The organism is Micromonospora radicis (assembly GCF_003583405.1).
GTDB lineage: Bacteria > Actinomycetota > Actinomycetes > Mycobacteriales > Micromonosporaceae > Micromonospora > Micromonospora radicis.
This window is the reverse complement of sequence record NZ_QXEC01000005.1, coordinates 113,752-136,873: the sequence shown is the minus strand read 5'-3', so window position 1 is coordinate 136,873 and position 23,122 is coordinate 113,752. Positions and strand designations below refer to the sequence as shown.

Here is a 23,122-nt window from a genome sequence, read left to right as displayed (position 1 = left end):
GAGAAAGAGCGTCATGTCACGTACCCGTGTCACCGCCCTGGTCGCCGCCGCTGCCACCGTGCTGCTGCTGGCTGCCTGTGGAACCACCGAGAACACCTCCGCCGAGCCCTCTGCCGCGCCGACCGGCGGCCCGGTCACCGTGACCGACAGCCGCGGTAAGGAGATCAAGCTCGACGCCCCCGCCACCAAGGTCGTCGGCCTGGAGTGGGGTGAGGTCGAGATGCTGGTCAGCCTCGGCGTCATGCCGGTCGGTGTCGCCGACCCCAAGGGCTACGCCACCTGGGTGACCGCCGCGAAGCTCGACGCGGACGTCAAGGACGTCGGCACCCGGGGAGAACCGAGCGTCGACTCGATCGTCGCGCTGCAGCCCGAACTGGTGGTGATGACGGACGACCGTGGCGCCGGCACGATCGCGCAGCTGGAGAAGTACGTCCCGGTCCTGGTCACCAAGAGCAGCGACGCCACGGACAACATCGGCCGGATGCGCGCCGACCTCGACATGATCGCCACCGCGGTCGGCAAGACCGCCGAGGCAGAGAAGTTGCTCGCCGACTTCGACGCCGCGATCGCCGACGGCAAGCAGAAGATCGCCGACGCCGGTGCCGCCGGTAAGCCCTTCGCCATCGCCGACGGCTGGAAGGAGGGCAGCACGGTCAGCATCCGGATGTTCGGCCAGGGCGCCCTGGTCTCCCAGATCGGCATCCAGCTGGGCCTGACCAACGCCTGGCAGGGCAAGACCGACGAGGCGTGGGGGCTGGGCCAGACCGACGTCGAGGGGCTCACCGTGCTGAAGAGCCCGGACCTGCACTTCTTCTACAACGCCTCGGACGGCACCGACGTCTTCGCCGACGGCCTCGCCGACAACGCCATCTGGAAGTCGCTGCCCTTCGTCCAGCAGGGCAACCTGCACCGGATGCCGGACGGCGTGTGGACCTTCGGCGGCCCGCTCTCCGGCAAGCAGTACATCGACCAGCTCGTCAACACCTACGCGGTGTGACCACGCTGACCGCGCCCCCGCGCCCGGAGCCGGCCCTCGGGTCGGCTCCGGACGCCGGGCGGCTCTCCGCCCCCCGCGTCGTCGGGGCCTTCGTCGCGGCCATCGCGCTGCTGCTGGTGGTCGCCGCCGTGCACCTCACCCAGGGCACCTCGGCGGTGGGCGCGTCCGACCTGCTGCGGCTGCTCACCGGGGGCGACGACGAGACCGTCCGGGTACTGATCGCCTCCCGGCTGCCCCGGCTGCTCGCCGGGCTGGCCATCGGTGTCGCCCTCGGCTTCGCCGGTGCGGCCCTGCAGTCGATCGCCCGCAACCCGCTCGCCTCGCCGGACACCCTCGCCGTCAACGCCGGTGCCCACCTGGCCATCGTCTCGGTCGCCGCGTTCGGCATCGCGCTGCCCGCGCTGCCGGCCGGTGGTCTCGCCTTCGGCGGCGGGCTCGCCGCCGCCGGACTGGTGATGGCGATGTCGGCCGGTGGGCAGGCCGGCACCACCCGGCTGATCCTCGCCGGCTCCGCCACGGCACTGGCCCTCAGCTCGGTGACCATGCTTCTGCTCCTGCTCTTCGAACAGGCCACCATCGGCCTGTTCGCCTGGGGCAACGGTTCGCTGGTGCAGAGCGACCTGAACGCGCTGCGTCAGCTCGCCCCGGTCATCGGTCTCGCCGTCGTGGCCCTGATACTGCTCGGTCACCGCCTCGACATCCTCGCCCTCGGTGACGACACCGCCACCGTGCTCGGTCTCGACGTGCGGCGGACCCGGCTGATGGTCACGGTGCTGGCCGTGCTGCTTTCCGCCGCCGCGGTGACCCTCACCGGGCCGGTCGGCTTCGTCGGCCTCTGCGCACCGGTGATCGTCCGGCTGCTCGGACCGCTGGTGCCCGGCGTACACCGGCACCGGATCCTGCTGCCGCTCTCCGGCATCGCCGGAGTGATCATCGTGCTCGGCGCCGACGTGCTGCTGCGGGCCGTCATGGGCGGCCAGGCCGGCGTCGACATCCCCACCGGTGTGGTCACCACCCTGCTCGGCGCGGCCATCCTGATCTGGCTGGCCCGGCGGCACCGCGACGCCGGCCCCACCCGCCGCCCGCCGGGCGGCCACGCCGCCGTCCGGACGGCCGCCTTCCACCGCACCGTGGTCACCGTGGCGGCCACCGTCACCGCCGCCGCGGTACTGGTCGGCATGCTGCTCGGCGACACCTGGGTGCTGCTCGGCGACATCGTCAACTGGGTCAACGGCGCCACCGGGCCGGCGTACACCTTCGTGCTGGACCAGCGGTGGCCGCGGGTGGCCGCCGCGCTGCTGGCCGGCGCGGCCCTCGCGGTCGCCGGCACCACCGTGCAGGCGGTCTGCCGCAACCCGTTGGCCGAACCCGGCATCCTCGGCATCACCGCCGGTGCCGGGCTGGGCGCGGTCTCGCTGCTCACCTTCGTACCGCTGGCCGGTGTCTGGGCCGTCTCGGGGGTGGCCGGGCTCGGCGCGATGCTGGCCTTCGCCCTGGTCTACGGCGCCGCCTGGCGCGGCGGGCTCAGCTCCGACCGGCTGGTCCTGATCGGCTTCGGTGCCTGGCAGGGCGGCATGGCGATGATCACCTTCATGATCGTGGCCTTCGATCCCTGGAACACCGGCAAGGCCCTGACCTGGCTCTCCGGTTCCACCTACGGCCGCACCGCCACCCAGGTGCTGCCGGTGGCGATCGCCCTGCTGGTGCTCACCCCGGCCGTGGTCGCGGCCCGCCGTGAACTGGACCTGCTCGCCCTGGACGACGACACCCCCCGGGTGCTCGGCGTCCGGCTGGAACGCACCCGACTGGTCGCGCTCGGCGCCGCGGCCCTGCTCACCTCGACCGCGGTCTCCGCCGTCGGCGTGATCGGCTTCGTCGGCCTGGTCGCCCCGCACGCCGCCCGGGCCCTCGTCGGCGGCCGGCACGCCCGGGTACTGCCGGTCGCCGCGCTGCTCGGCGCGGCCCTGGTCAGTCTCGCCGACACCCTGGGCCGCACCGTCATCGCGCCGGCCCAGATCCCGGCCGGCCTGGTCACCGCCATGATCGGCACCCCGTACTTCGTCTGGCTGCTGTGGCGCTCCCGCGCCACGGCGACGCAAGCCCGGTAGCGCGCCGCCGCGACCCGGTCCGCACAAGGAGAGGCAGCATGACCCACACCCTGCCCGTCGCGCCCTGGCGGCTGTTCGCCGTCGAGGTGCGCGCGGTACGCCGGCTCAGCCCGTCCTTCGTCCGGGTCACCTTCACCGGGCCGGACCTGGACCGTTTCGCCGACAACGGCTACGACCAGCGGATCAAGCTGGCCCTGCCGCTGCCCGGCCAGCGCGGGGTGTACCTGCCGCAGGGCCCCGACTGGTACGCGCAGTGGCGAGCCCTGCCGGAGCATCGACGCAACCCGATCCGCACCTACACCGCGCGGGCGGTCCGGCCCTACCGCAACGAACTCGACGTCGACCTGGTGCTGCACGGCGACGGCGGTCCGGCCTCCCGGTGGGCCCACCGGGTACGCCCCGGCGACGAGATCGCCATCGCCGGCCCGGACGCCGGATACGACGGCGACCACGGCGGCTTGGAGTTCCGACCACCGGCGGCCGGACGGCTGCTGCTGGCCGGGGACGAGACGGCGGTGCCGGCGATCAGCGGCATCTGCGAACGGCTGCCGCTCGACGCGCAGGGCCGGGTGCTGCTGGAGGTGCCGGCAGCGGCGGACGTGCTGCCGCTGCTCGCGCCGCCCGGTGTCGAGGTGACCTGGCTTCCCCGCGACGGCAGCCGGCACGGCGACCGGCTGGTCGACGCCGTCGCCGCCGCCGCGCACGAACTGCTCCGCGGCCGGGCGGACCTGCCGCTCGGCGTCACCGCGCCGACCAGCCCGGGCGCTGCTGCGCCGGTCGACGTGGCGGCGCCGACTCGTGCGGGCACGGTTGCGCCGGTCGACGTGGCGGCGCCGGCTCGTGCGGGCACGGTTGCGCCGGTCGACGACGTGGACGTGGATCGGGCGATCCTCTGGGAGGTGCCCGACGCACTCCCGTCGGCCCCGCTCTACGCCTGGCTGGCGGGGGAGGCGGGCGTCATCCGGACCCTACGTCGACACCTTGTCAGCGACTGCGGTCTGGACCGCCGCGCTGTCGCCTTCATGGGCTACTGGCGCCAAGGCCGCCCCGACCCCTCCACCTAACCCACCCCGTTACCCCACCCCTCACTCTCCCGCCCCCGCCCCGCCCTTCACCCGGCCCCGCGATCTTGCACTTTCTGTCGCGACAAAAGCGGCAAAGGCGGCGAGTCTGCGACCGAAAGTGCAAGATCTGAGGTTCACACCAGCCGACCGCTGGTGCGGGGGTGGGGGTGGGGCGAGGGGCGGGGCGGGAGGAGCGGGGGGTTAGGGCAGCGGGTGGGAGATGCCTCGGGCGTGGTCGGTGAGAGCGGCACCGACCACTGTGGCCTCCAACGGAAGCATCTCCAGGCAGCGGCGTACGGCGATGGCCATCAGCGGGTTCGGTACCCGCATGGACAGCGTGCAGTGCGGCACCCAGCACCCCGGACGGTAGTGCTCGGCCAGCCCGACGCCGGCCGCGGTGAGCCGATCGTGGACGAGCCGGTGGTGCGCCAGCAACTCCACCGTGGGTGCCGGGCCCAGCCAGAGCACCCGGCCGACGAACTGCCCGGCGTGCTGGAACGACAGCCGCAGCGGTGCGGCCACCGTGGTGCCGGCCAGCGCTGCCGCGACCTGCTCCGGGTCGAACCGGGGCGCGACCGCGAGGGAGACGTGGGGCCGGTGCCGCTGCTCCAACAGCGACCGCAGGCTCTGCACGCCCTCGGCCTCCAAAGCGTCCCAGAGCACCCGGATCCGGCGGGTGGCGACGGTGTCCAGATACAGCTCCAACGCGGCGACCACGTGATCATTCTAGGTGGCCGTGCCCGGCTCGCTCAGGGCACGATGACCGCGCGGCCCTCCAGCGTGCCGTCCTGCAACCGGTGGTACGCGTCCATCGCGTTGTCCAGCGTGAACGTGGTGGTCTTCGGCCGCAGCAGCCCCCGGGCGCCCAGGTCGAGCACCTCGACAAGTTCGGGCCGGGTGCCCCAGTAGGTGGTCTGGATGCTGACCTCGTACGGGACCGAGAAGAAGCCGACCGACAGTGAGCCGCCGCCGATCCCGACGATGGTCAGATCGCCCAGGGTGCGAGCGGCGGCGGCGCCGGTGCGCAGCGTGGCGTCGACGCCGACGAAGTCCAGCACCAGGTCGGCGCCCCGACCGCCGGTGGCCGCCCGGATCTCCTCGGCGGTGCGCTCGCCCGAGCGCAGCGTCAGGTCGGCACCGTACTCCTCGGCGAGCCGCAGCGCCTCGTCGCGGTTGTCCACGGCGATGATCCGGGCCGCGGTGGTGGCCTTGAGGATCTGCACGCCGAGGTGCCCGAGCCCGCCGACGCCGATCACCACGGCGGTGCTGCCGGGTGGCAACTTCGACCAGGACCGGCGGATCGCGTGGTACGGGGTGAGGCCCGCGTCGGTCAGCGGCGCCGCGGCGACCGGGTCCAGCCCTTCGGGCAGCGGTACCAGGTGCCGGGCGGCCGGCACCAGCAGGTACGCGGCCATACCACCGTCCAGACCGAGACCGCCGCCGCCCCCGGGCACCGGTGCGGCGGCCGGGTTCTCGCAGTAGTTGTCGGCACCGACCCGGCAGCGAGCGCAGACACCACAGCCCCACGGGCCGTACACGGCCACCGGCTGGCCCACCTCCAGCCCGGTCACCCCGGCGCCGATGGTGTGCACCCAGCCGGCGTTCTCGTGGCCGAGCGTGAACGGCGGATTCCACGGTACGGCGCCGGCCTCGAAGTCGTGCATCAGGTGCAGGTCGGAGTGGCAGGCACCGGCGCCACCGATCTTCACCACCACCTGGCCGGTGCCGGGAGTCGGCTCGTCGACCTCGACCAGCTCCGGCTCGGTCTTCCAGGCGGGCAGCCGTAGCGCGCGCATCCTTGCCTCCCAGGGTCTGGTGTCGCCTGCCGGACGGTGTCCCCGCTGAGCACCGGTGCAAACCCGACCCCGGCCGCGCGGCGCCGCCACCCGCCCTGGACCCGCTGCCGCCCGCCGGGGCCCGGCGCCACCTGCCGGACCCGGCCCGGCACCGCCCAGCGGTTGCCGATCCGGACCGGCGGCGGTGCACTTAACTACATGAGTGTCATCAAGGTGGGCACGTGCTCGTGGGCCGACCGGACGCTGCTGCGCTCCGGCTGGTACCCGCGTGAGGTGAACACCCCGGCCGGGCGGCTGGGCTACTACGCCGGCCGGTTCGGGCTGGTCGAGGTGGACACGTCGTACCACGCGATACCGGCCCCCGAGACGACGCAGGGCTGGGTCGACGCCACCCCGGACGGCTTCACCTTCAACGTCAAGGCGTTCAGCCTCTTCACCGGCCACCCGACCCCGGTGGCGACCCTCCCCGCCGACCTGCGCCCCACCGGCGGGTCGGACCGGATCCGACGCCGTGACCTGCCGCGGCCGGCGTACGACGAACTGTGGCGCCGGTTCCACGCGGCGCTGGCCCCGGTCGCGGCGGCCGACCGGCTCGGCGCGGTGTTGTTGCAGTTTCCGCCCTGGCTGGCCCGCGGCGACGCGGCCCGGCGGCGGATCGCGGAGCTGGCCGACCGCTGCCGGCCCGCGCGGGTCGCCGTCGAGCTGCGTCACGGGTCCTGGTTCGACGGTCCGGCGGCGGTGGAGACGCTGGCCTTCCTGCGCGCGCACGAGCTGACCAACTGCGGCGTGGACATGCCGCAGGACCATGCCGAGTCGGTGCCACCGATCCTGGTGGCCACCGCGGACCTGGCGATGGTGCGGATGCACGGGCACAGCGCCGACTGGGACGGCGGAAGCAAGGAAGATCGGTTCCGCTACGCCTACGCCGACCGGGAACTGCGCTGCTGGGCGCAGCTGCTGACCGAACTCGCCGAGCAGGCCGACGAACTGCACGTGCTGTTCAACAACTGCTGCGCCGGTCAGGCACAACGGGACGCGGAGAAGCTGGCCGGGCTGCTCACGGTGCCGGTGCCGTCCTGACTCGGCGGCGGGACCCCCGCCGGGCACGGCCCGCCGCCGGGTCGGCGACTCAGCCCCGGGTGATCCCCTCCGGGTGCATCCCGGTCGTCTCCTCGAGCGAGTTGTCCGGCAGATCCTCGCCGGCCACGTCGTCGGGGAACGGACGCCGCGCCGGTGCCGGGTCCGGTGGCGCGCCGGGCCCGGCGGCCGGTGTCCGGGTCGGCTCGACCGACCCGAACCCGTGCCGCCCGGCGTCCGGATGCTCCGCCGGCTGTTGTCCCGCGCGCCGCTCACCGCGCCGCCCCCCGGGTACGGCGGTCTCCTCACTGCCCTCGTTCATCGGCGAGTCCGCGCCCACCCCCCAGGGCGGATCGGCGTCGAACCCGTCCGTGGTGCCCCAGGGCGCGACGCCCTCGGGCCCCCGTTCCTGCCTGTCGCTGTCGCTCATGGCCACCTCGCTGGTCGGTGCGTCGGTACGCAAGCCGGCGGTCGGGGTGCTGCCGTCCGGCCTCAGCGGCCCGACATCGCCATCCGGCGGGCACCGTTGCCCATCGACTTCGACAGGTGCATCATCCCGATGCCCTTGCCCATGGACTTCGACGCGTGCATCAGGCCGGTGGCCCGACCGAACATGCCGCGCAACACCTGACCGGGCTTCTGCTGCTCACCCATGTACGCGGTGACCACGATCAGCGCCCCGGTCAGTGCCGGGATCGTCCACTGGAGCATCTTCAGCTGCCGCTGGCTGGCGGCCACCTTCGCCGGGGTCTGCGGGTTCGGTTCGGTGGCGCCCCGTACGGACGGCCCGCCCGCCTTGTCCAGGCGCATACCGAGCAGCCGGCTGTACCCGGTCACCGCGAGGGCGCCCAGGGTCAGCGCCGTCTTCACGGTGCTCGCCCGGCCCACGCCCTTCTGGGCGATCATCCGCGGGCTCTCGGTCACCAGCTCACCGACCGCGCCTGCGAGGTGTGCGCCGATCGCCGCCGCGTTGACCGGGGTCCACCGGGACCAACCGGCCGAGGCCACCGGAAGCCGCTGGGTCGAGTCACTGACCCGGGCCGCGGCGCCGTTGACGCCGAAGGCTCCCATCAGGGAGCCGCCGAACCAGGCCGCCAGGCCCAGGTCGTGCATGGAACGCAGTGCGGTGTGACTGTCAGACATGTCGGTCCCCCTCCGCCGTATCGAGCGCTGCGGCTTACCCCCGATGCGCGGCGCTAATCGCGGGACCGGATCAGCGCGGGGGCAGGGTGGCGGCGAACTCGGCGATCCGCGCGGCCAGCGGCCCGGCGGCGTGCCGTACCCAGGTGAAGTGGTCGAGCGCGGTGCCGTCGGCCGGGGCCTGCCGCTCGCGTACCACCGGGGCCGCGGTGAGCTTGGCGCAGAGCCGGTCCAGCGTCGGGTGCGGGGTGTACTGGTCGCCGTCGACGCTGACCGCCAGCACCGGTGTGCTGATCCGTCGTACCGCGGCCTCGACGTCCACCCCACCCAGCTGCGGGAACCGGCCGGTCCGGGCGGTGTACGCCCAGTCGCGGATCACCCCGTGCGCCTGCCGGCCGCCGAAGCCCCACCCCGGCCAGACCCCGAGCAGCCGGGCCGTGGCGGCGATGCCCTGGGTGTACGGCAGGACCCCGTAGCGCCGGGGCGCGGCGAAGTCACGCCAGTGCGGGATGCCGACGGCCACCAGCGCCAGCCCGTCGACCTCGTGGCCGCCGTGCAGGGCCAGGTGCAGCACGGCGGCCTGCCCGCCGAGGGAGTGCCCCAGCAGCAGGGTGCGCCGCCCGTCGAGCCGGTCCTTGAGCGCCGCCCGTACCGCGCCGATGTCGGCGGCCAGTTCGGCGTAGCCGTACCGGCAGGCCCGGCTCGGCCGGGGCGTGCTCTCGCCGGTGCCCCGCAGGTCGGCCACCACCACGGCCAGCCCGGCGGCGCGGAGCGCGGCGGCCAGCGGACGGTAGTACCGGGCTCGGACGCCCATCGCCGGCACGACCAGCACCACCGGGGCCCGCACCGAGCCCTCCGGCTCCGGGTAGACCTGGATGCCGAGGCGGGCGTCGTCGACCTGGACGAAGTCCTGCACGTATTCCACCGTCGCACTCACCCGGACAGGTTACCGGTGGGTAGGGATGCGGCCGGGTGCGGCCCCGGACGGTCGGCGGCGCCCGACCCGCTACCGGGATCGGGCGCCGCGGCGGTGCGCGTCGGAGGTCAGGAGACGCTGATGGCGCCGTTCGAAGCGCGTACGCAGGCCACCGAACGGGCGGCGGTGCCGGCGGCGCCGGACAGGCACTGGCCGAGCACCTGGTGTCCGGCCGCGTTCGGGTGCCACGACTCCTGGCAGGTCTGGAAGTAGCTCACGCAGGTGTTCGCGATCCGCTGGATGGCGATCTTGTCCTTACCCGACAGGCTGGTCACGAAGGTGCCGTTGGGCGGGTTGTCCATCAGCCGGATCGGGGTGGCCAGGGTGCCGGTCGGGCTGTCGGAGTTCTCGCAGAGCCGGGCACCGTCGAAGGCCCGTTGCACGTTCAGGTAGACCAGGTCGGCGCCGGGGAACTCGGCGGCCAGGCTGTCCCGGGTCGACCGCACGATGGTGCCGAGCCCCTGGGAGAACCGGTGGCCGGGGGCGAGGCTGGCCCGGTGGATCGGGCAGCCGGCCGCGTACCGTTCGGCACCGAGGGCGCGGAACTTGTCCCGGGTGTCGTCGCGGCTGTCCTCCGAGTGGTACGGCGCCGCCAACTCCAGCGGCAGCGGGTTGGTGTAGTCCTGCAACACCACCCGGTGCTGGCCGTCGGCGTCCACCTCGCGCAGCGTGGTCAGGATCTGGCGTACCGCCGCCGTGGTCTCGGCGGTCGCGGCGCTGATCTGCGCGGCGGTGGCCAGGTCGGCGTCGCTGCACGGCTTCTGCTCCACCGGACCGTTCAGGTACGCCCAGAACTCCCACCAGCCGGTCCAGGCGTCGGCGATGAACCGGTTGGCGCACTTCTCGGCGACCCCGCCGAAGGTGAACGAGCTGTTGTTGGAACCCAGGCCGACCAGCACCAGGTCGATGTCGTGGGTCCGGGCCACCGCGCGCAGCTGGTCCAACTGGGCGGCGACCTGCCGGCCGTTGGCCCGCGCGGACGAGGCGGCGGCGATGTCGTGCGGTTGGCCGCCGGAGCAGGCCAGGTTGAACCGGTCCTGGATGCCGGGGAGTGTCGCCCGGTGCAGCGAGGCGTTGGCCGAGCGGTGGCAGAAGAAGGCGTTGCTGTTCGGCGCGGTCCAGCCCGGGAAGCCCTGCGCCGCCCCGGCGGCGTCGGCCACCGGTTGGTACGCCCCGGCGCCCTCGCCGCTGATGAAGCTGTCACCGAGGGCGACCGCCGCGGTGGGCAGCGCCGCCCCCGCTGGTGCGCTCGGCACGGTGGTGGAGAGGGTCGCCGCGGCGACGGCCAGGGCCAACGCGGCGGCGGTACGACGTAACCCGGACACGGCATCCCATCCGTTCATAGAAATATGAAAGATCCTCTGAGGTGTGATGACATCACGCAGGTGTGACGCACGTCAACAGGGGGAAACGCATGTGATACGTGGGTCAGAAGGGTGTTAAATCCACACCCCGAACCCCGCGGGCCGCCACCCACCGGGCATAAGGCCGGACACCGGGGCGTTGCCCCCGGCAGGTCCACCAGCAGCGACCGCCCACGGCGCGCCGAACGGGTGTCCGCATCACGTGTCGGGGCGTACGGCTACGCTCGCTGCGGCCGTGCCCATGCCGGGGCCGACCGCCGACGGTGCGGAGCAGCACATCGCCGAGACCGGGAGTACGACCAGTTGACCGCAGAGCCTGAGACCCTGTACGGGGCCGACGACCTCACGCACCTCGAGGGGCTGGACGCCGTCCGCAAACGGCCCGGCATGTACATCGGCTCCACCGACAGCCGTGGCGTGGGTCACCTCGTCAACGAGATCCTCGACAACTCCACCGACGAGGGCGTCGCCGGCCACGCCAAGAAGATCGAGGTCACCCTGCACGCCGACGGCTCGGTGCAGGTCGACGACGACGGCCGGGGCATCCCCACCGACGTGCACGCCCGCTCCGGCATCTCCGGCGTCGAACTCGTGCTCACCCGCCTGCACGCCGGCGGCAAGTTCGGCGGCTCCGGCTACAAGACCTCCGGCGGCCTGCACGGCGTCGGCGCCTCGGCGGTCAACGCACTCTCCCGCCGCTTCGACGTCACCGTCCGCCGGGGCGGCAAGGTGCACACCATGTCGTTCCGGCACGGCGCACCCGGCATCTTCGACGGCGACGGACCGGACGCCCCGTTCACCCCCGGCCCCGGCCTGCAGGTCGTCGGCGCGATGAAGCGCGGCCAGCGCACCGGCACCTCGATTCGCTACTGGTACGACCCCCGCTACTTCGAAACCGGCGCCACGCTCGACCACGACGCCGTACGCGCCAAGCTGCGCAACACCGCCTTCCTGGTGCCCGGGGTCAGCTACACCCTGCGCGACCGCACCGCCGAGGAACCGACCGAGGAGCAGTTCCACTATCCCGACGGGCTCACCGACATGGTGGAGTTCCTCGCCCCCTCCGGCGACCGACCGGTCTCCGGCACGCTACTGGTCACCGGCGAGGGCACCTACCGGGAGAACGCCGCCGACGCCAACGGCGTGATGCAGTCCAACGTGCAGCGGCGCGCCGAGATCGAGGTGGCCTTCCGCTGGGGCACCGGCTACGAGCGCACCGTCGAGTGCTTCACCAACACCATCCGCAACGCGCACGGCGGCACCCACCGCAAGGGCTTCGAGCGGGCCCTGGCCCGCACCATGGCCGACGCCGTACGCAACACCCGCGGCCTGCTCAAGGCCAAGGAGGACGCGCCCACCCTGGACGACGTCCTGGAGGGCATGACCGCGGTGGTGCACGTCCGGGTGCCCGAACCGCAGTTCACCTCGCAGACCAAGGACGAACTCTCCACCGCCGGGGTCACCAAGGTCGTGCAGGGCCTGGTCGAGCAGCACCTCAAGTCCTGGCTGGACGACCGGAAAACCAAGACCGAGGCGCGGACCATCCTCCAGAAGATCGTCGACGCCGCCCGGGTCCGGCTCACCCAGAAGCAGCAGAAGGACGCCGCACGGCGCAAGACCGCCCTCGAAGGCGCCGCCATGCCGGCCAAACTGGTCGACTGCCGCGCCTCTGGCATCGACAGGAGTGAGCTGTTCATCGTGGAGGGGGACAGCGCCCTGGGCACCGGGCGACTCGCCCGGTCTGCCGAGTACCAGGCGCTTCTCCCGATTCGAGGCAAGATCCTCAACGTGCAGAAGGCCAACCTTCAGCAGGTGCTGGACAATGCCGAGTGCGCGGCGATCGTGCAGGTGCTGGGGGCCGGCTCGGGGCGTACGTTCGATCTCTCCGCGATGCGGTACGGCCGCGTACTCATCATGGCTGACGCCGATGTCGACGGCGCGCACATCCGGACGCTGCTGATCACCCTCTTCGCCCGCTACATGCGTCCGCTGATCGAGGCCGGTCGGCTCTACGCCGCGATGCCGCCCCTGCACAAGATCACCACCAAGGGGCGCAACCCGCAGACCGTCTACACCTACACGCAGGTGGAGATGGAGGCGACGGTCCGCAAGTTCGAGCAGGCCGGCAAGCAGATCGTCACCCCGATTCCCCGGTTCAAGGGGCTCGGCGAGATGGACGCCGACGAGTTGTGGGACACCACCATGAACCCGGCGACCCGCGCGGTGCGCCGGATCACCCTCGACGACGTCGAGGCCGCCGAGCGGATCCTCGACCTGCTGATGGGGGAGAAGGTCGAGCCGCGCCGCAACTGGCTGATCAACTCCGCCGACCGTGTCGACCGCGACGCCATCGACGCCTGAGCACCGGCTCTTTCGGAAGGACAGCGCAGCCCATGGCACGCCGCAAGGAAACGAAGGTCGACCACTCCGCGTTCGACCGGGCCGGTGCGCGGGTCTTCGACAACCCGCTGGTCACCGAGGTCTCCGACTCCTACCTGGAGTACGCCTTCTCGGTCATCCACTCGCGGGCGTTGCCGGATGCCCGCGACGGCCTCAAGCCGGTGCACCGGCGCATTCTCTACGCCATGCACGAGGCGGGTTTCCGGCCGGACCGGGCGCACGTCAAGTCGGCCCGCGTGGTCGGTGACGTGATGGGCCGCTACCACCCACACGGGGACACCGCGATCTACGACGCGATGGTCCGGATGGCGCAGGACTTCTCGCTCAACGTCCCGCTCATCGACGGGCATGGCAACTTTGGATCTCCGGACGATGGACCGGCTGCCGCGCGTTACACCGAGGCTCGGATGTCGCGGGAGGCGATGCTGCTCGTCGGCGAGTTGGGCGAGGAGACCGTCGACGTCGAGCCCAACTACGACGGCTCGCTGACCCAGCCCACCGTGCTGCCGGCCGCCTTCCCGAACCTGCTGGTCAACGGCACCTCCGGCATCGCGGTGGGGATGGCGACCAACATGATCCCGCACAACCTGGGTGAGGTGGTCTCCGCCGCCCGCTGGCTCATCCGGCACCCGGACGCCACGCTCGACAAGCTGATGGAGTTCGTGCCCGGGCCGGACCTGCCCACCGGGGGTCTGCTGCTCGGCCTGGACGAGGTGCGGCGGGCGTACGAGACCGGCCGTGGTGTGGTGCGGATGCGCGGCAAGGTGGAGATCGGCCCGCTGGAGGGCAGTCGTGGCCGGCAGGCGATCACCGTGGTCGAGTTGCCGTACGGCATCGGCGCGGAGAAGGTCATCGCGGCGATCACCAACGAGGTCACCAAGACCAAGCGGCTCACCGGGATCGCCGACGTCAAGGACCTCACCGACCGGGAGAACGGCACCCGAGTGGTGATCGAGTGCAAGGTCGGGGTCAACCCGCAGGCCCTGCTCGCCGACCTGTACCGGCTCACCCCGTTGGAGCAGTCCTTCGGGGTGAACAATCTGGTGCTGGTCGACGGTCAGCCGCGCACCCTCGGGCTGAAGGCGCTGCTGGAGGTGTTCCTGGCGCACCGCTATGAGGTGGTGACCCGGCGCAGTGCATACCGCAGGCGTAAGCGCGAGGAGCGGCTGCACCTGGTCGACGGTCTGCTGATCGCCCTGCTCGACATCGACAAGGTGGTGAAGCTGATCCGGGCCAGCGAGGACGCCCAGGACGCCAAGGACGGCCTGATGCGCCGGTTCAAGCTCTCCGAGATCCAGGCCAGCTACATCCTGGACACTCCGCTGCGTCGGCTGACCAAGTACGACCGGCTGGAGCTGGAGGCCGAGCAGGAGAAGCTGCGCGCCGAGATCGCCGAGCTGTCCACCATCCTGGACGACGAGAACGTGCTGAAGAAGCTCGTCTCCGACGAACTGGCCGCGGTGGTGAAGCAGTTCGGCGCGCCCCGTCGGACGACGCTTGTCGACGGGGACCTCAAGGAGGTGCTGGCGGCGTCGGTACCGGCCGGTCCGCTGGAGGTGGCCGACGACCCGTGCCAGGTGATCCTGTCGGCGACCGGTCTGGTCGCCCGCACCGCGGCGGAGTCGGAGGAGGCCGCCGAGGGGCGCCGTCGGCACGGTCGGGTCAAGCACGACGCGGTACGCGCGGTGGTGCACTCCACGGCGCGGGGTCGGGTGTTGCTGGTGACCAGCGCCGGTCGGGCGTTCAAGGTGGACGTGTTGCCGTTGCCGGTGTTGCCGGAGCAGACCGGCACGGTGTCGCTGCGCGGCGGCATGTCCGCGGCCGAGCTGGTGCCGTTGGAGCCGGGGGAGACGGTGGTGGGGCTGGCGCCGCTCGGTACCGGTGCCGAGGGCTCGCCGGGCCTGGCCCTGGGTACCCGCCAGGGGGTGGTCAAGGTGTGTGCCCCGGACTGGCCGGTGCGTTCCGACGAGTTCGAGGTGATCGGGCTGCGCGACGGCGACGAGGTGGTGGGTGCGACCTGGTTGACCGACGGTGCCGAGTCCCTCGCCTTCCTGACCAGCGCGGCGTCGCTGTTGCGGTTCCCCGCTGGCACGATCCGCCCACAGGGGCTCCGGGGTGGCGGGATGGCCGGTGTCGCCCTGCCGTCCGGGGCTCGGGTGGTGTTCTTCGGTGCGGTCCGCACCGACGATCCGCAGCACGGTGAGCCGATGGTCGTCACCTCGACCGGCGCGACGGTCAAGGTGACACCGCTGTCGGCGTACCCGGCGAAGGGACGGGCCACCGGCGGCGTGCGTGCCCATCGGTTCCTCAAGGGTGAGACCGATGTGCTGGTCGGCTGGGTCGGCCCGCGCCCGGTCGGCTCGACGGTCAACGGTGAGGCGGTGGAGCTGCCGGCGGCCGATCCCCGTCGCGACGGCTCCGGCTTCGCCGTCATGCTCGGCCCGGCCGTCGTTGGCCACCAAATCGACCGTGACTGACCCCCAACCGACGGGTTGACCATGAAGTTGTCGCCACTGCACTCGGCGTGTCGCGGCAACAACTTCATGGTCAACGGCCGCGCGGGACTGCGGAAGCGGGAACGGCTTCCGCAGCCGCGCGCCTGAGCGGAAGGTCAGCTCCGGTACAGGCAGAAGGAGTAGAGGGTGCGACCGGTGGTCGTGCTGTCACCCCTCGGCTCGAACCACAGCGTGCCGTTGCCCTTGTTGCGATAGCCCACGGCGACGTCCTTCGTGACCTTCTTGCCCGAGGTGCCCAGCAGTGTGGTGGAGGTGCTGGTGCCTCCCTGGGACATCCGGACCCGGATCGACTTGACCGTTCCGGAGATCTTGTACGTGGCCTTCACCCGTGCATTGCCCCCCGGCCATCCGGAGTAGCTGAATCCGAGTCCACTTCCGACCGAGTCGCCCGCTGAGGCGCTCCAGGAGCGCACACAGGTCGCTGCTTCCGCCTTCGTCGCGGTCGGCACCACCAGCGCGGCGGTCGCCAGCAGGGCAAGCGCCGGCATTGACAAGATCATTCTTCGTGCGGATAGGGCCACCCGTACTCCTTTGTGGTGCGAGGCGCTGGGCGATTCAGGCCGGACGACAAGGGCCGGCCGGCAATTCCCACCCCTGGCGCTGGTTACTGTAGCCGTGGATTTGTCCGCAAGGGGCGGCTGGGTTGGTCATGCCGCTCGGGTGCGACGGCCAACGGCGAACCGGTGGAGCTGCCGGCGGACGGCCCTGGTCGCGACGGCTCCGGTTCCGCCGTCATGCTCGGCCCGTCGCCGAAGGCATCGACGTCGGCCGTCGACGTGTGACGTATGACGTATGACGTGTGACGTATGACGTATGACGTATGACGAGGCTACGTTGAGGCTCGCCAGCAGGGCAGCTCGACGTGTGATGCCACCACCTTGACGTCGGCTCCGGCGCGGCAATGCGCGTCCGTCCCGAGCGCGCACGATCCCAGTTCGCAGTTCTGACCCGGTCCGTCGAAGTCCTCAGCTGAGGACTTCGACGCCCGGCTGGGGCACGCCGGGAGGCGTGCCCCAGGGTCCGTCAGAGTTCCGGCTCGGGGCCGGAGGTCGGGGTGGTGTTGCGCAGGCGGGCGATCGCCCGCATGCCGTGGTAGACGACCAGGGCGGCGGCGGTGCCCAGGGCGATGCCGTGGAAGGAGAGGTCGCCGGCGGTGAGGGTGTAGTCGGCGGCGCCGATGATCACCGCGACGGCGGCGGTCAGCAGGTTTACCGGGTCGTGGAAGTCGACCCGGTTGTCCAGCCAGATGCGGGCGCCGAGGATGGCGATCAGCCCGTAGAGAGCGGTGGTGGCGCCGCCGAGTACGCCGGCCGGCACGGTGAGGATCAGCGCGCCGATCTTGGGACTGAGCCCGAGCAGCACGGCCGCTGCCCCGGCCACCCAGTACGCGGCGGTGGAGTAGACCCGCGTCGCGGCCATCACGCCGATGTTCTCGGCGTACGTGGTGGTGCCGGAGCCGCCGCCGGAACCGGCCAGCACGGTGGCCAGGCCGTCGCCCATGAACGCCCGGCCCAGCTGGCGGTCCAGGTTGCGGCCGGTGGTGGCGGCGACGGCCTTGACGTGGCCGGCGTTCTCCGCGATCAGCACCAGCACCACCGGGATGATCAACACCACGGCGCGGAGGCTGAAGCTGGGGGTGTGGAACTCGGGCAGCCCCACCCAGGCGGCCTCGCGTAGTCCGGTGACCGTGGCCGGGTCCAGCCCGCCGCTGAGCGCGGCGACCAGCCAGCCGACGAGCACGCCGAGCAGGATGGACAGTCGGGCCAGGAAGCCCCGGAAGAGCACGGTGAACAGCAGGATCGCGGCGAGGGTGAGCACCGCGATGAGCGGTTGGGCCCTGACTCCGCCCTCGCCGCCACCGTCCCAGGCGACCGGGGCGAGGTTCAGCCCGATCAGCATCACGATGGCACCGGTGACCACCGGCGGCATCAGCCGGTTGATCCAACCGGCCCCGACGAGTTGCACCGCCAGGCCGACGAGGGCCAGCGCGGCGCCGGCCACCACGATCCCGCCGAGCGCCGGGCCGATGTCGCCGCCGGACTTGGCGGCCAGCACCGGGGCGATGAAGGCGAAGGACGAGCCGAGGTACGACGGCAGCCGGTTGCCGGTGATGACCAGGAACAGCAGCGTGCCCAGTCCGGAGAAGAAGAGCGTGGTGGCCGGTGGGAAACCGGTGATCAGCGGCACCGTGAAGGTGGCGCCGAACATCGCCACCACGTGCTGTACGCCGACCCCCATGGTGCGCGGCCAGGACAGTCGTTCGTCGGGGTGTACCACGTCGCCGGGACGGATCGTCCGGCCGTCGCCGTGCACCGACCAGGGGGACCAGCGGGAACGCGGCTCGGTGGGGGACTGGGTCATGGGTGGCCCTTCGCGTCGGAGTGCTGACGGGGGCGATCGACCCTGAGCGTTGTTTCTAGCACGGCCGGTCGGTGGGCGGGATGCCCGCTCTGTAACGACGGGATGTCGGCGCCACCCGAAGACGAGTCCCGGCCCGGGCCTGGGCGCCCGCGCGGCCATGCCGCTGGCCTGGCTGTTCGACACCGATCCGGCCGAACACAAACTGGGCTGACCTCCGCCGGGCGGCTCAGGCGACGCCGGCGGGGCGGAACTGGACGCTGACCCGGGGGCCGACCGGACGGGCGGTCTTGGGGAGGCGTGTTCCCAGGTGCGTTGGCAGGAGCCGCCCATCACCAACAGGTCGCCGTGGCCGAGCGGGAAGCGCCGGCTGGCTCCGCCGCCGCGGGGACGCAGCAGCAGGTCGCGGGGGGAGCCGAAGGAGACGATGGCGACCAGGGTGTCGGTGTGTGCGGACCGGCCCTGGGTGTCGCCGTGCCAGGCCACGCTGTCCCGGCCGTCGCGGTATCGGCACATGCCGGCGGTGACGAACGGTTCGCCCAGCTCGTCGGCGTAGTGATGGGTGAGTGCCTGGCGGGCGGCCGGCAGCACCGGGTGGGGCAGTGGGCGACCGGCGCCGTACCAGCAGAGCAGTCGGGGGACGTCGACCTCGGTGTCGTACATGGTGCGCCGCTCGGCCCGCCACGGCACGTCGCGCAGCAGCACGTCGAGGACCTGGTCGGAGCCGTGCACCCAGCCGGGCAGGTGGTCGATCCAGGCGCCCCGGCCCAACGGGTGCCGGCGCAGGTGGCCGGGCAGCGGCCCGAGCGTGGGCGGTGCGTCGGTGACGTCGAGCATCGACGGCTGGTACGCGGCCTGCGGCATGAGGCCACCGTAGCAGGGTGTTAGTACACGCGTGCTACTGATCGGTCCGGGTCGGGGTTTCGGCGCAGGGCGTCGAGTACCGCGTCGACGACCCGGGCCCGCCCGCGGCCGTCGACCACCGCGCGGGCGCGCACGGACAGCGCCGCCCGGCGGGTGCCGTCGGTCAGCAGCGGCGCCAGGACACCGGCGGCGGCGGTGCGGGCGGCGGGATCGGCGGCCAGCGCGGACAGCTCGCCGAGTCCGGCGACCAACCCGGCGTCGACCACCCGCCGGTACGACTCGCGCTGGTTGTCCACCACGCAGACCAGCGCCGCGGGTGCGCCCAGGCAGCACAGCTCCCAGGTGGACGTGCCGGCTGCGCTGACCACCAGGTCTGCGGTGGCGATCAGGGCGGGCAACGCGCCGGTGGGCGGCACCGTACGCAGCGACTGCCCCGGGCCGCGGGCCAAGGCGGCGATCCGCTCGACGCTGTCGGCGCGACCGGCGACGACGGTCAGCTCCATCGGGCGTCCGGTCGACAGCAGCACCCCGGTCAGCAGCGGTGCCGCGTCGGCCGCGTCGGTGCCGCCGAAGAAGGCCAGTACCGACGGCCGGGGCAGGTCCGTCGCCGGGCGGGGCGCCACCGGCCGGGCGGCCAGCACCGAATCGCGCAGCAGGGCGTACGTGCTGCCGGTCAGCAGCCGGCCCGCCGGTACGACGAGGTCGGTGCCGAAGTTCTGGTCGAGGTAGAGGTCGGCGTCCTGGCCCCGGGTGTCGCCGTCGACGATGGCGAGGGTGAGCACACCGGCCGCCCGCAGTGCGCCCGCGCCGGCCGGATCGAGGTCGTACGAGTCGAGCACCAGCACGTCCAGGTCGTGTCGCCGGGCCGCGGCGACCAGTGCCGCCGGGGTGTCCGGGCCGGGTCGCTGCGGGATGCCCCGGGCGGCGAGCTGCCCGGTCGCCCAGTCGGCCCCGCTGACCGTGCCGAACAACTCGACCGCCGCGCCCCGGGCCAGGAACTCCTCGCCGAGGGCCAGACTGCGGACCAGGTGCCCGACGCCGCGTTGCGGGCCGGCGTCGCAGCGCAGGCCGACGCGTACCGTGTTCAGCTCTCCTCCAACCGCTTCTGCCGTACGTCGGCGTTGAGGGCCCGTAGCGCGGGTTGCCCGTCGAGCCAGTCGGCCAGCTTGGCCAGCGGGACGCTGACGTCGCCGAAATGATCCACCACCGCGTCGACGAGTCGCCAGTCCGGTTCGGTGTCCAGGGTGAGGCGCAGTGCTGAGCGGTCCGGGGTGAGGGTGACGCCGAGTACCCGGAACAGTTCGGGGTGGGTGTAGGCGTACGAGGTGACGTGCACCCGGTGGTGGTCGGCGGCGAGGCGGTCCACGGTCCGCAGCGCGTCGGCCCGGATGATCTCCACGTCCAGGCCCCGGGGCAGGGTACGGCCGATCGAGGTGCTGGCGTAGTCCAGGCCCGGCACCGCCGCGTACACCGCGGCGACCAGCGTGACGATCTCCGGGTCCAGCAGCGGGCAGTCGGCGGTGAACCGCATGACCGCGTCGGCCGGATGCGCGTCGAGCGCGCCGACGAAGCGGGCAAGCACGTCGTCGACCGGTCCCCGGTGCCAGGCCACCCCGAGCCGGTCGCACTCGGCGACCACCGGGTCGTCGCCGACGTCGGTGCTGGTCGCCACGACCAGGTCGGTGAGTACCCCGCTGTCCTGTGCGGCCCGGACCACCCGGCCGAGGACGCTGCGCCCGGCCAGCGGACGCAGTACCTTGCCGGGCAGCCGGGACGAGCCCATCCGGGCCTGGACGATTCCGACTATCCGGTCACTCACGACGCTCCGTCCTTCCGGGACATGGCGGTCCGGGCCCGGCGCTTGACGGCCCGCGCGCCGCGTCGGGCCAGCCGGGCGGGGGAGCTGGCCAGCCGGGCGGCCCGGTAGCCGAGCGTCCCGCTGAGCAGGTCGAGTTTCGCCTCGGCCCGACGCAGCGCGTGCTCCCGGGAGGTGAGCAGCTCCTCGGTCCAGCTGAGCAGCGCGGTCAGCCGGGTGTTCTCCTCGCGCTGGCGCAGCCACGCGTCCCGCAGCTGCTGGTAGCCACGCGGTCCGGGTGGCGGGTCGGTGGGGGTGACGGCGCGCGGGTTGGCGGTGAGATCGGCCCGCGGGTCGGCGGCACCCCCGCGCGTCGTGGCGGCGAGGACCGCCTCCCACCGCACCGCGCTGTCCACCACGGTCCGGTCGAAGTCGCGTCCCGCCACCCCGCCGAGCACCACGGTCAGCCCGGCCACGTCCAGGGTGGAGGTCCACGGGTGGGCGTACCCGCCGGTGGTCAGCTCCACGGCGAAGCGCCACAACGCGCGGGCCAGCACCACGTCGACCGGGAACGGGTCGTCGGCCCGCCAGCTCGGGTCGAGGACCGCGACGCGGTCACCGGCGACGACCAGGTTGTCCACCCCCGCCAGCGCCACCGCCCCGGTGACCCGGCCGGCGTCGGCCTGCGCGTCCAGCCAGTCGGCGTATCCGCGCAGCAGCCGGCGCAGCCGGGCGGTGTCGCGACGCAGGCAGCCGTCCAGCAGCAGGCTGCGCAGCAGCCGCCCGTCGGGCACCGGCCCGTCCGGTGCCGCCGGGTCGCGCCGGGCGACCTCCCGGCTGGCGTACGGCGCCGGCACCGGCCCCGACCGGGGCACCCGGGGCGGTTCCCACTGCCAGCCCTGCGGGGTGTCGACGACCGCGACCACCGGACCGCCGGGGCCGCCGGCCGGCAGCACCGCCACCGGCCACCGGTCGGGCCGGTCGGGCCGGTCGGCGGCGGCACCGTCGGCGGTCGGCCGGTGGGCGTACACCAGCCAGGACGGGGCCAGGTCGGCGGCGCGGCCGGCGTACAACGCGTCCACCGCCAGCCGGGCCGGGTCGGCGAGGACGAACCGGTCGGCGTACCCGGCGGTGCAGGCGTGGTGCAGCGCCGCGTCGAACAGGCCGCAACCGCCCGGCCGGGTCAACTGGTCGGTGGCCAGCAACACGGTGGTCGACTCCGGCCGCGGGTAGGCGGCGTAGCGGACGTCGACCCGCAGGCCGACGTCGGTGAGCCGGTCCCGCAGCTGGTCCAGGTTGGCCGGGCGGGTCGCGTCGAGTACCCCGCCGACCGTCCACTGCGCGTCGTCGCGGCCGGTGTACCAGCCGGACGCGGCGACCAGCCGGTGCACGCCGAGCGGGTTGTCCAGCCGCAACAGCAGCGCGCCACCCGGGCGGACCGCCGCGGCCAGCCGGGACAGCACCCCGTGCCAACCCAGCCGGACCCCCTCGACCGACTCGACGGCGTCCAGCCCACCGGCGGCGATCACCAGGTCGTACTCCTCGCCGGCCGGCAGGCCCTGCGGGCCGGCGACCACCACCTGCGTGACCCGGCCGGCCAGCGCCGCCGCGTCCGGGTAGCCCCGGACCAGGCAGGTGACCCGGGCCGGGCCCAGCACGTCGAGCAGCGCCGGGTCGGGCGGCCCGGCCAGCAGCACCCGGGCGCCGGCCGGCGCCAGCCGGGCCACCAACTCGGCGAGCGGGGCGTTGCCGCCCTCGTCGGGCCGGTCGGACCAGCCCGGCATCTCGCCGCCGGGCAGCGCCACGTTCGGCGCCGTCTCGGTCGTCACGTCGTCTCCTTCCGCGGGGCCGCCCAGCCGAGCAGTTCGCGCAGCGCGGCGGGTGGGTGACGGTGGTCGATGCCCAGCTCCTCGCGGGCGATCTCCACGGCGGTGGGCAGGTGCAGCTGTTCGCCGTGCAGTTCCGGCCACTGGCGGCGGATCCGGGCGGTGCCGCCGAAGGTGGGATCCTCGGCGGCCAGCACCATCGGGTTGCCGTACACCGCCGGTTCACAGCCGGCCGCGATGCCGTAGAAGACGGCGCTGGTCAGCCGGTTGGACGCGACCCGGGTGTGGCGGCGCAGCTCGGCGAGCTGCCGGTCCAGGAAGTCGGGGTCGGTGCCGGTCCACCAGTGGCCCCGGTAGCCGTGGCAGACGATCCGGAACCCGGCGTTCTCGTAGAGCCGGCGCACCCGGCGCATCCGGTGCTCGTGCCAGTAGAGGCAGACGGTGACCGGCCCCGGTTCGGTGTCCCGGATCCGGGCGATCAGTTCCTTGTGGTCGCCGCTGACGTGCTGGCCCTCCCAACCGTGGAACGGGTACCAGATGGTGCCCGCTCGGGGTTGCGTCGGCGGTGGCTCGGGACGCGTCGCCAGCAGGTAGGCGAACGGGGCGCCGATCACGGTGACGTTGCGTCGCCCCACCGACCAGGCCCGCCGCCGGGTCTGCTCGGACCAGAGCAGGCTCGGCGTACCGGCGGCGTACGGATGCCCGGGCGCGAGGCCGTCGCCGATGTTCCAGCCGTGCTGGACGTACCCGTTGATCCGGGGTGGGTGCCCGTCGCCCAGCCCCGCGTAGCGGGCCAGCACGTGCGCGTGACCGTAGAAGTGGTTCGCGTGGTGCATCCGCG

At 73.0% G+C, this 23,122-nt stretch carries 18 protein-coding genes and 1 pseudogene; 6 read left to right on the top strand and 13 right to left on the bottom strand.

The features are described 5' to 3' along the window. Window positions 1-13: 13 nt before the first annotated feature. From D2L64_RS07710 to D2L64_RS07700, 3 genes are read left to right on the top strand one after another with little or no spacing between them, the layout of a single operon-like run. Entirely contained in the window at window positions 14-997 is a 984-nt protein-coding gene (locus tag D2L64_RS07710) for an ABC transporter substrate-binding protein (protein WP_119574024.1), read from the top strand. Beyond that, window positions 994-3,105: an iron ABC transporter permease gene (locus tag D2L64_RS07705; protein WP_119574023.1), complete on the top strand. Its 2,112-nt coding sequence runs from the start codon at window positions 994-996 to the stop codon at window positions 3,103-3,105. Before D2L64_RS07710 ends, D2L64_RS07705 begins: the two co-directional genes overlap by 4 nt. Before the next feature lie 38 nt (window positions 3,106-3,143). Then, complete coding sequence (locus D2L64_RS07700; RefSeq protein WP_119574022.1) at window positions 3,144-4,169, top strand: siderophore-interacting protein; 1,026 nt, start codon at window positions 3,144-3,146, stop codon at window positions 4,167-4,169. A gap of 201 nt (window positions 4,170-4,370) precedes the next feature. Here the strand turns inward: D2L64_RS07700 and D2L64_RS07695 are convergent, their stop codons facing one another. Further along, window positions 4,371-4,886, bottom strand: coding sequence for a 2'-5' RNA ligase family protein (locus tag D2L64_RS07695; RefSeq protein WP_119574021.1), 516 nt, complete (start codon window positions 4,884-4,886; stop codon window positions 4,371-4,373). A 32-nt stretch (window positions 4,887-4,918) separates the two neighbouring features. Next, window positions 4,919-5,965 (bottom strand): NAD(P)-dependent alcohol dehydrogenase, encoded by a 1,047-nt coding sequence (locus D2L64_RS07690; RefSeq protein WP_119574020.1) that lies wholly within the window; start codon window positions 5,963-5,965, stop codon window positions 4,919-4,921. A gap of 198 nt (window positions 5,966-6,163) precedes the next feature. On the opposite strand from D2L64_RS07690, the gene D2L64_RS07685 reads away from it, so the two are divergent. After that, window positions 6,164-7,045, top strand: coding sequence for a DUF72 domain-containing protein (locus tag D2L64_RS07685; protein WP_119574019.1), 882 nt, complete (start codon window positions 6,164-6,166; stop codon window positions 7,043-7,045). 49 nt (window positions 7,046-7,094) lie between these two features. Here D2L64_RS07685 and D2L64_RS07680 read toward each other — a convergent pair whose 3' ends face one another. The 4 genes from D2L64_RS07680 to D2L64_RS07665 form a co-directional block, all read right to left on the bottom strand. Further along, entirely contained in the window at window positions 7,095-7,472 is a 378-nt protein-coding gene (locus tag D2L64_RS07680) for a hypothetical protein (RefSeq protein WP_119574125.1), read from the bottom strand. A 62-nt stretch (window positions 7,473-7,534) separates the two neighbouring features. Continuing rightward, window positions 7,535-8,185 carry a hypothetical protein gene (locus tag D2L64_RS07675; protein ID WP_119574018.1) on the bottom strand — a complete coding sequence of 217 codons (651 nt, stop codon included), beginning with the start codon at window positions 8,183-8,185 and terminating at the stop codon, window positions 7,535-7,537. A gap of 70 nt (window positions 8,186-8,255) precedes the next feature. Next, the gene (locus D2L64_RS07670; RefSeq protein WP_199714468.1) at window positions 8,256-9,107 is read right to left on the bottom strand and encodes an alpha/beta hydrolase family protein; all 852 of its coding nucleotides are present in this window, start codon (window positions 9,105-9,107) and stop codon (window positions 8,256-8,258) included. 119 nt (window positions 9,108-9,226) lie between these two features. After that, window positions 9,227-10,483 (bottom strand): SGNH/GDSL hydrolase family protein, encoded by a 1,257-nt coding sequence (locus D2L64_RS07665; RefSeq protein WP_119574016.1) that lies wholly within the window; start codon window positions 10,481-10,483, stop codon window positions 9,227-9,229. Window positions 10,484-10,825: 342 nt separating this feature from the next. Between D2L64_RS07665 and D2L64_RS07660 the strand changes: the two genes are divergently transcribed. Then, a complete protein-coding gene (locus D2L64_RS07660; protein WP_119574015.1) occupies window positions 10,826-12,883 on the top strand; it encodes a DNA gyrase/topoisomerase IV subunit B in 2,058 nt (685 codons plus the stop codon). A gap of 32 nt (window positions 12,884-12,915) precedes the next feature. Beyond that, a complete protein-coding gene (locus D2L64_RS07655) occupies window positions 12,916-15,399 on the top strand; it encodes a DNA gyrase/topoisomerase IV subunit A (protein ID WP_119574014.1) in 2,484 nt (827 codons plus the stop codon). Window positions 15,400-15,533: 134 nt separating this feature from the next. Here the strand turns inward: D2L64_RS07655 and D2L64_RS07650 are convergent, their stop codons facing one another. The 7 genes and pseudogenes from D2L64_RS07650 to D2L64_RS07625 all read right to left on the bottom strand — a co-directional run bounded on the left by D2L64_RS07650 (window position 15,534) and on the right by D2L64_RS07625 (window position 23,117). Continuing rightward, complete coding sequence (locus tag D2L64_RS07650) at window positions 15,534-15,926, bottom strand: hypothetical protein (protein ID WP_119574013.1); 393 nt, start codon at window positions 15,924-15,926, stop codon at window positions 15,534-15,536. Between the two features lie 535 nt (window positions 15,927-16,461). After that, on the bottom strand, window positions 16,462-17,799 hold the full coding sequence (locus tag D2L64_RS27535; protein WP_199714458.1) for a uracil-xanthine permease family protein: 1,338 nt from the start codon (window positions 17,797-17,799) through the stop codon (window positions 16,462-16,464). Window positions 17,800-18,025: 226 nt separating this feature from the next. Beyond that, a pseudogene (locus D2L64_RS27530) lies at window positions 18,026-18,660 on the bottom strand (alpha-ketoglutarate-dependent dioxygenase AlkB). 20 nt (window positions 18,661-18,680) lie between these two features. Beyond that, window positions 18,681-19,748, bottom strand: a complete 1,068-nt coding sequence (locus tag D2L64_RS07640; protein WP_119574124.1) for a PseG/SpsG family protein — start codon at window positions 19,746-19,748, stop codon at window positions 18,681-18,683. Beyond that, window positions 19,745-20,479, bottom strand: coding sequence for a cytidylyltransferase domain-containing protein (locus D2L64_RS07635; protein WP_119574011.1), 735 nt, complete (start codon window positions 20,477-20,479; stop codon window positions 19,745-19,747). Before D2L64_RS07635 ends, D2L64_RS07640 begins: the two co-directional genes overlap by 4 nt. Beyond that, complete coding sequence (locus D2L64_RS07630; RefSeq protein WP_119574010.1) at window positions 20,476-22,284, bottom strand: class I SAM-dependent methyltransferase; 1,809 nt, start codon at window positions 22,282-22,284, stop codon at window positions 20,476-20,478. Before D2L64_RS07630 ends, D2L64_RS07635 begins: the two co-directional genes overlap by 4 nt. Continuing rightward, entirely contained in the window at window positions 22,281-23,117 is an 837-nt protein-coding gene (locus tag D2L64_RS07625) for a hypothetical protein (protein ID WP_119574009.1), read from the bottom strand. Before D2L64_RS07625 ends, D2L64_RS07630 begins: the two co-directional genes overlap by 4 nt. Window positions 23,118-23,122 lie beyond the last annotated feature (5 nt).